6 protein-coding genes are annotated in these 8,319 nt (G+C 64.5%); 2 read left to right on the top strand and 4 right to left on the bottom strand.

All coding sequences use genetic code 11. The features are described 5' to 3' along the window. Positions 1-61 precede the first annotated feature (61 nt). From dnaJ to hrcA, 4 genes are all read right to left on the bottom strand, one after another. Positions 62-1,195 carry a molecular chaperone DnaJ gene (gene dnaJ, locus B1C78_RS17000; RefSeq protein ID WP_077280341.1) on the bottom strand — a complete coding sequence of 378 codons (1,134 nt, stop codon included), beginning with the start codon at positions 1,193-1,195 and terminating at the stop codon, positions 62-64. Between the two features lie 257 nt (positions 1,196-1,452). Continuing rightward, complete coding sequence (gene dnaK / locus B1C78_RS16995; RefSeq protein ID WP_077280340.1) at positions 1,453-3,393, bottom strand: molecular chaperone DnaK; 1,941 nt, start codon at positions 3,391-3,393, stop codon at positions 1,453-1,455. Between the two features lie 84 nt (positions 3,394-3,477). Beyond that, positions 3,478-4,059 (bottom strand): nucleotide exchange factor GrpE, encoded by a 582-nt coding sequence (gene grpE / locus B1C78_RS16990; RefSeq protein ID WP_077280339.1) that lies wholly within the window; start codon positions 4,057-4,059, stop codon positions 3,478-3,480. A gap of 107 nt (positions 4,060-4,166) precedes the next feature. Next, a complete protein-coding gene (gene hrcA / locus B1C78_RS16985; RefSeq protein WP_077280338.1) occupies positions 4,167-5,219 on the bottom strand; it encodes a heat-inducible transcriptional repressor HrcA in 1,053 nt (350 codons plus the stop codon). Positions 5,220-5,376: 157 nt separating this feature from the next. Between hrcA and B1C78_RS16980 the strand changes: the two genes are divergently transcribed. Then, entirely contained in the window at positions 5,377-6,261 is an 885-nt protein-coding gene (locus B1C78_RS16980; protein ID WP_077280337.1) for an NAD(+) kinase, read from the top strand. 81 nt (positions 6,262-6,342) lie between these two features. Continuing rightward, complete coding sequence (locus B1C78_RS16975) at positions 6,343-7,698, top strand: sigma-54-dependent transcriptional regulator (RefSeq protein ID WP_077280336.1); 1,356 nt, start codon at positions 6,343-6,345, stop codon at positions 7,696-7,698. Positions 7,699-8,319 lie beyond the last annotated feature (621 nt).

Genomic DNA, 8,319 nt, shown 5'->3' with positions numbered 1-8,319 from the left:
AAGATACAAGGGGAAAGGGGAAAACCCCCTTGTACCTTGTATCTTGTACCTTTGCCCTGCCTTACCTATTCCAGAACTTCAGGTCCTCGAAGAACCCCTTCACCCCGTCCAGCCAGCCCTCCTCCTGGGGGCTGTGACGCGAACCGCCGGCCTTCATGGTCTCGTCCAGCTCCCGGAGCAGTTCCTTCTGGCGGCGGGTGAGATTGACCGGGGTTTCCACGCTGACCCGGCAGATCATGTCGCCCTGGGCGCCGCCGTGCACGGACTTCACGCCCTTGCCCCGCAGCCGGAACAGGCGCCCGCTCTGGGTCTCCTCCGGGATCTTGAGATTGACGCGCCCGTCCAGGGTGGGGATCTCCAGTTCACCCCCCAGTGCCGCGGTGGTGAAACTGATGGGGACCTCGCAGAGCAGATCGTTGCCCTTGCGGGTGAAGAGCTTGTGGGGCTTGACGTGGACCTGCACGTAGAGGTCACCAGGCGGACCGCCATTGAGACCCGCCTCGCCCTCGCCGGAGAGGCGGATGCGGTCGCCGCTGTCCACACCGGGCGGTACCTTGACGGAGAGCGTCTTGTGCTCCTCCACGCGGCCCTGGCCGTGGCAGGCATGACAGGGGTCGGTGATCACCTTGCCGGTGCCGTGACAGCGCGGACAGGTCTGCTGCACGGAGAAAAACCCCTGCTGCATGCGCACCTGCCCCACGCCGCCGCAGGTGGAACAGGTCTCCGGCGTGGTGCCCTTCTCCGCGCCGCTGCCGTGGCACTCGCCGCACTCCACCAGGCTCGGCACACGGATCTTCACCTCCGTGCCGAACACGGCCTCCTCGAGGGTCAGTTCCAGGTTGTACTGCAGGTCGGCGCCGCGGTAGACGCGGCTGCCCCCGCCCCGCCCGCCGCCGAAGATGTCGCCGAAGATGTCCTCGAAGATGTCGCTGAAGCTCGCCCCGCCGCGGGCGCCGCCACCCGCCGCGCCGGCCACGCCGGCATGGCCGAACTGGTCATAGGCGGCGCGCTTCTGGGGGTCGGTGAGGACCTCGTAGGCCTCCTTGGCCTCCTTGAAACGATCCTCGGCCGATTTGTCGCCGGGATTGCGGTCAGGGTGGTACTTCATGGCCAGACGCCGGAACGCCTTCTTCAGATCCGCCTCGCTGGCGTTCTTCGCCACACCGAGGATTTCGTAGTAGTCGCGCTTGGCCATGAAGTTGTTCGGTCCGTGCTCGTTTCTGGAAAGTCAAAAGCCGGAACGCAAAGGGCGCGAAGGACACGCAAAGGACGCAAAGGATGATCGGATCAAAAACCCTCCAATCCTTTGCGCCCTTAGCGCAGACCTTCGCGACCTTTGCGGTTCGCTTTTCCCTGTAGGTCGGGCTTCAGCCCGACAGCGGTTGCCCGGGCAGGTACCTGCGTCGGGCTGAAGCCCGACCTACAGGGCATAGCGTGCGGGCAAAGCCAGGCTTACTTCTTCTTGTCGTCCACTTCCTCGAACTCGGCGTCGACCACGTCGTCCTGCTGGGCGCCGGCCTGTTCGCCGCCGGCCGATTCGGCACCGCCGGCGCCGGCCTCGGCGCCCTCGGCGGACTGCTTGGCGTAAACCCGCTCGGCCAGCTTGCCCGAGACCTCGGCCAGCTTCTGGGTCTTGGCCTCGATGTCGTCCTTGTCGTCGCCCTTGATGGCCTCGCGCAGGTCGTTCATGGCGGACTCGATGGCCTGCTTCTCGTCGGCCTCCACCTGCTCGCCCAGTTCCTTGAGTGACTTCTCCGTGGCGTGCAGCAGGTTGTCGGCCTGGTTGCGGGCGCCCACCAGTTCGTGGAAGCGCTTGTCCTCGTCGGCGTGGGCCTCGGCGTCCTTGACCATCTGATCGATCTCCTCCTCGGTCAGGCCGGAGGAGGCCTTGATGACGATCTTGTTCTCCTTGCCGGTGGCCTTGTCCTTGGCGGACACGTTCAGAATGCCGTTGGCGTCGATGTCGAACATCACCTCGATCTGCGGCACGCCGCGCGGCGCGGGCGGGATGTCGGTCAGGTCGAAGCGGCCCAGCGACTTGTTGGCGCTGGCCATCTCGCGCTCGCCCTGCAGCACGTGCACGGTCACCGCCGTCTGGTTGTCGTCGGCGGTGGAGAACACCTGGGTCGCCTTGGTGGGGATCGTGGTGTTCTTCTCGATGAGCTTGGTCATGACGCCGCCCAGGGTCTCGATACCCAGCGACAGCGGCGTAACGTCCAGCAGCAGGACGTCCTTGACGTCGCCGCCCAACACGCCGGCCTGGATCGCGGCGCCCACGGCCACGGCCTCGTCCGGGTTGACGTCCTTGCGCGGCTCCTTGCCGAAGAAGTCCTTCACCGCCTCCTGAACCTTGGGCATGCGGGTCTGACCGCCCACCAGGATGACGTCGTCCACGTCGGAGACCGACAGGCCGGCGTCCTTGAGCGCCACCTTGCAGGGCTCGATGGTGCGCTTGACCAGTTCCTCCACCAGGGATTCCAGCTTGGCGCGGGTCACCTTGATGTTCAGGTGCTTCGGGCCGGTCTGGTCGGCGGTGATGTAGGGCAGGTTCACCTCCGTCTGCTGGCTGGATGAGAGCTCGATCTTGGCCTTCTCGGCGGCCTCCTTGAGGCGCTGCATGGCCAGCGGGTCGCCGCGCAGGTCGATGCCCTGCTCCTTCTTGAACTCGTCGGCCAGATACTCGATCACGCGGCTGTCGAAGTCCTCGCCGCCCAGGAAGGTGTCACCGTTGGTGGCCAGCACCTCGAACTGGTGCTCACCGTCCACCTCGGCGATCTCGATGATGGAAATATCGAAGGTACCGCCGCCCAGGTCGTAGACGGCCACCTTGCGGTCGCCGCGCTTCTTGTCGAGACCATAGGCCAGCGCGGCCGCGGTGGGCTCGTTGATGATGCGCTTGACCTCGAGACCGGCGATCTTGCCGGCGTCCTTGGTGGCCTGACGCTGGGAATCATTGAAGTAGGCCGGCACCGTGATCACCGCCTCGGTAACCGGCTCGCCGAGATAGTCCTCGGCGGTCTTTTTCATCTTCTGCAGCACACGGGCGGAGATCTCCGGCGGCGCCATCTTCTTGTCGCGCACGCGCACCCAGGCGTCGCCGTTGTCCGCCTTGAAGATTTCGTAGGGGACCAGCTTGATGTCCTTCTGCACCTCCGGCTCCTCGAAGCGGCGGCCGATCAGGCGCTTGACGGCGAACAGCGTGTTCTTGGGGTTGGTGACGGCCTGGCGCTTGGCGGACTGGCCGACCAGCACCTCGCCGTCCTCCGTGAAGGCCACGATGGACGGCGTCGTGCGGGCGCCCTCGGCGTTCTCGATGACCTTGGCCTTGTCACCTTCCATCACCGCCACGCAGGAGTTGGTGGTGCCCAGGTCGATACCGATGATCTTGCCCATGGTGTTTCTCCGAAAATGTCTGAATTCTGTGTGAAAGTTCCCGTTTACCCGCTACATGTGGGGCATCCCCAGGGATTTCAAGGGTCATTCCTGCCCGGAAGCACCATCCTGGGGCGCCTTGCTGACGATCACCATGGCGGGGCGCAGCAGGCGGTCGTTGAGCAGGTAGCCCTTCTGCATCACGGTCATGACCGTATTGGGCTCAAGCTCGGCGTTCTCCTGCATGGACATGGCCTGGTGGCGGTCCGGGTCGAACCGCTCGCCCTGGGGGTCGAGCTGCTCAATGCCGAACTTCTCCATCAGCTGCACCAGCATCTTCAGGGTGAGTTCGGTGCCCTCACGGATCTTGTCGACATCGGTCTCGCCGCGCGCGGCGTCCAGCCCCATCTCCAGGCTGTCGCGCACGGCCAGGAGTTCCGAGGCGAACCGCTCCAGGGCGTACTTGCGGGCATTCTCCACGTCCCGGGCGGTGCGCTTGCGCAGGTTCTCCATCTCCGCCTGGGTCCGCAGCAGCTTGTCGAAGTGCTCCTGCGCCTTGGCTTGGGCCTCCTCCAGTTGCTTGAGCAGGGCGCCGGGATTGAACTCGCCGCCGGCGTCCGATGTGTCCTGTCCCTGCTGCGCCGCTTCTCCCTCGGTTCCGGGCTGCTGCTGTTCCTCGTTGGGCATTGCGTTCTCCACTCAAGATCTCGAATGTGCTGCAAGTTCCGGGGGCCGCGCCGGCCGGGACCCGGCAAAAACCGCTCGCCCGGGATCAACTGCTTTGAATGTGGGATTCAGGATCGGGAATTCAAGGCCGCCCCCAGCAGGCGGGCGGTGATGTCGACGATGGGAATCACCCGGTCATAGGGCATGCGGGTGGGGCCGATCACTCCCAGCACCCCCACCACGTGGCCGCCCACCTCGTAGGGCGCGGTCACCACGCTGTAGTCGTCCAGGATCCGGTGGCCGGATTCCTGTCCGATGAAGATCTGCACCCCTTGGGCGCTGATGCACTTGTCCAGGAGCCCGAGGATTTCACGCTTCTCGGTGAAGGCCTCGAACAGCTGGCGCAGTTTTTCCACACTGGTGAGTTCGGCATAGTCCAGCAGGTGGAACTGGCCCGCCAGCACCACGTCGTCGGCGTCCTTGTCCGCGGCCACCGCCTGCTCTCCCAGCTCGATGGCCGCCAGCATGAGGGAGTTCATGTGCTCGCGCACCGCCTTCATCTCACGCAGCAGCTGCTGGCGCACGGAGACCAGGTCGCGGCCCACCACCCGGTCGTTGAGGTAGTTGGCCATCTGCTGCAACTCGCCCGCGCTGTAGTCGCGATCCAGCTCCAGGATGCGGTTCTGCACCTCGTTCTTGTTCATCACCAGGATCACCAGCACCCGGCGCTCGGAGAGCTTCATGAACTCAATCTGGCGCAGTTCCGCGTGCTCGTGGCGCGGCACCCGCACCATGCCCGCCATCTGGGTGACGGCGGACAAGAGACCCGAGGCCGATTCCACCAGCACCTTGGTTTCCAGGTCCGGCCTGAGCCGTTCGCGCAGGCTCTGCACCTCCCGGCTGTCCAGGGGCTTGATCTCCAGCAGGCTGTCCACGAACAGGCGGTAACCCGCCGGGGTGGGAATCCGCCCCGCTGACGTGTGCGGCGAACTGACCAGCCCCATGTCCTCCAGGTCCGCCATGATGTTACGGATGGAGGCCGCGCTCAGGTCCAGCCCCGCGGTGCGCGACAGGGTGCGCGATCCCACGGGCTGACCCTCCCGGATATAACTCTCCACCAGGGTGCGGAGCAGCTGCCGGGCGCGGTCGCTGAGTTCGTTGATGGGCGGCGTATCCACCATGAAACCTCGAATTTCAGTGGCTTAGAATTTAGCACTCTGCCTGCAAGAGTGCTAATCCCATAGTATAGGCGCGGGGGAAGGAGTCAAGCGGTCAGACATCAGATATCAGACATCAGATATCTGACATCTGCAGTCTGATAGCCGATAATCCCGGTTCATGGCCGAACCGCACTTTCAGACCGTGGGCATCATCACCAAGCGCAGCGACGAGCGCCTGGTGCATATTCTCAAGTCCCTGATCGCGCAGCTTCTGGATCATGGCTGCAGCGTGCTGCTGGATGACAGTGCCCGCCAGTGGCTTGAAAGCGACCACGGCTGCGAGGCGGTCACCCTCGACGAGATGGGCGAACGGGCCGATCTGGCGGTGGTGATCGGCGGGGACGGCACCTTCCTGAGCGCCGGGCGCGCCATGGTGGACTACAAGGTCCCCCTGCTCGGCATCAATATCGGCCGCCTGGGCTTCCTGGTGGACGTCTCGCCCCACGAGTTGCACACCCGCCTAGACGAAATCCTCGCCGGCGAGTACGTGGAGGACCACCGCAGCCTGCTGGCCACCCGGGTGGTCACCAACGGGGCGGACCCGGTGGAGCGGCCGGCACTGAACGACGTGGTGCTGCACATCCGCGACGTGGTGCGCATGATCGAGTTCGAGACACGCATCGACGGGCGCCACGTGAACACCCAGCGTGCCGACGGCATCGTGGTGGCCACGCCCACCGGCTCCACCGCCTACGCCCTGTCCGGCGGAGGACCGATCCTCGCACCCAGCCTGGATGCCTTCGTCCTGGTACCCATCTGCCCCCACGGCCTGTCGAACCGCCCCCTGGTAGTACACGGTGACAGCGAGGTGGAAATCCGCGTGTGCGAGGAAAACCGGGCCAACGCCCAGGCGGCCTTCGACGGCCAGGACAGCACCACCCTGGGCCCCGGAGACAGCCTGATCGTGCGCCGAAGACACACCCCGCTGCGCCTCATCCACCCCGTAGGCTACGACTACCTGCAGATCCTGCGGGCCAAGCTGGGGTGGGGGGAACAGCCGTAAAGGCAGGTACAAGGGCAAAGGGATAAGGGAAAAGGGTTTACCCCTTGTACCTTGTACTTTGTACCTTGTACCTTCAGTCCAATGCACGACCCCGCCAACATCCTCTTCGTCGACGACGACCCGCGCGCCGGGGAGTTGTTCCTGCGCTTCTGCGAGGGTGGTCCGAACCAGGTCCGGGTGTTCCGCGATCCGGCCGAGGCGCTGGCGCACTTCAAGGCCGAAGGGGCCGACCTGATCATCACCGACCTGGCCATGCCGAACATGTCCGGTATGGAGCTGCTGAGCGCCGTGCGCGCGCACGACCCCGACGTGCCGGTGATCATCATCACCGGTTACTCCACGGTGGACAGCGCCATCGAGGCCCTGCGCCTGGGCGCCACCGACTTCATCAAGAAACCCTACGACACAGACGAACTGCTGGTGCTCATCGAGCGCACACTGGAAGGCGTGCGCCTGCGGCGCGAGAACCGGCTGCTGCGCCGCCAGCTCAAGGATGAACGCCTGCGTTACGGGATGGTGGGACGCGGCGAGGCCATGGAGGGGATCTACCGGGTGATCGACAAGGTGGCGGACATCCGCTGCAACGTGATCATCGAGGGCGAGTCCGGCACGGGCAAGGAACTGGTGGCGCGTGCCATTCACAACCAGGGCCCGGATGCGGAGAAGCCGTTTGTGGTGATCGATTGCGGCGCACTCAACGAGACGCTGCTGGAGTCTGAACTGTTCGGCCACGAGAAGGGCGCCTTCACCGGTGCATCTCACACCAAGGCGGGCCTGCTGGAGTCCGCCTCCGGGGGCACCGTGTTCCTCGACGAGATCTGCAATGTCTCCGACGCCATGCAGGTGAAGCTCCTTCGGGTGGTTCAGGAACAGCAGGTGGTGCGCGTGGGCAGCGTGCGGCCCATTGCCATCGACGTGCGCTTCATTGCCGCCACCAACCGCAACCTGGAGGCCATGGTGGAGGCCGGTGAGTTCCGCCACGACCTCTACCACCGGCTCAACGTGGTCAAGATCGTGATGCCGCCGCTGCGCGCCCGCCGCGAGGACATCCCCGTGCTCCTGCAGGCCTTCGTGGAAGAGTTCGCCGGGCGTTATCACCGACAGGTGGACGGCTTCGACGCGCAGTCCCTGGAGCGCCTGCAGGCCTATGACTGGCCCGGCAACGTCCGCGAACTACGCAATCTGGTAGAGCGCCATATCGCGCTGGCGGACGGACCGCAACTGCACCTGGACCCGCAATGGCCGGGCGCGGTCGATGCGCAGGGCACGACCCCCGCGCTGGATGCCGACGAGCCGGACCTGGCCACCCTGGAACGCCGATACATCCTCAAAACCCTGGAACGCCTGGGCGGCAACCGGGAGCAGACCGCCAGGGCGCTGGGCATCAACAAGTCCACCCTCTGGCGCAAACTCCAACAGTACGAGCAGGCGGAGTAGTGCCGGGGATCTGTCTGGTCGTTATTCACCACGAAGCTCACGAAGGGCACGAAGGAACATCGAAACAGGGTGAACTGGGTCGATCCTGCTCCTCGGGAGAATGCAGGTCGCTTTGGCCCGGGGTGGTTCTGTTTGACAAGGACACCGGACTCTCGCGAAGACGCGAAGCCCGCGAAGATTTCTGAGCAATTCATGATCTCTCAAGTCTTTCTTGGCGGGCTTCGCGCCTTTGCGAGAGACATTTTCCTTTGAGCCAACGAGGCAACCCTATGGCGGTGCGCACCGCCAATGCGAGGGAGGCCCCGAATCTCCACGGCCCATCATTCTTTCCTTCGTGTTCTTCGTGAGCTTCGTGGTTGGAAAACCCCTCCGAACCCCGGCACCACACGCACAGGCATCGCAAAATGCAACGGTTGGTCGTTGCATTTCGCAACAACCGCCGCTTCTGGAGCCACAGGAGCCCATGTAACCTCTTGATTTAAGGTGTATGTGCCGTTGGCATGGAGTATGCAATCTCATTAAGTGACAACACACGTGTCACACCAATTGCAGGAGACATAGCAAATGAACAGCAAGCGTCGAGTGTTTCTGAAGGGCACCTTGGCCGCCGGAGCGGTGGGT

The organism is Thioalkalivibrio denitrificans (genome assembly GCF_002000365.1).
Lineage (GTDB): Bacteria > Pseudomonadota > Gammaproteobacteria > Ectothiorhodospirales > Ectothiorhodospiraceae > Thioalkalivibrio_A > Thioalkalivibrio_A denitrificans.
Note: the sequence above shows the minus strand (reverse complement) of the source record. Positions and strands in the feature narration are given on the sequence as shown.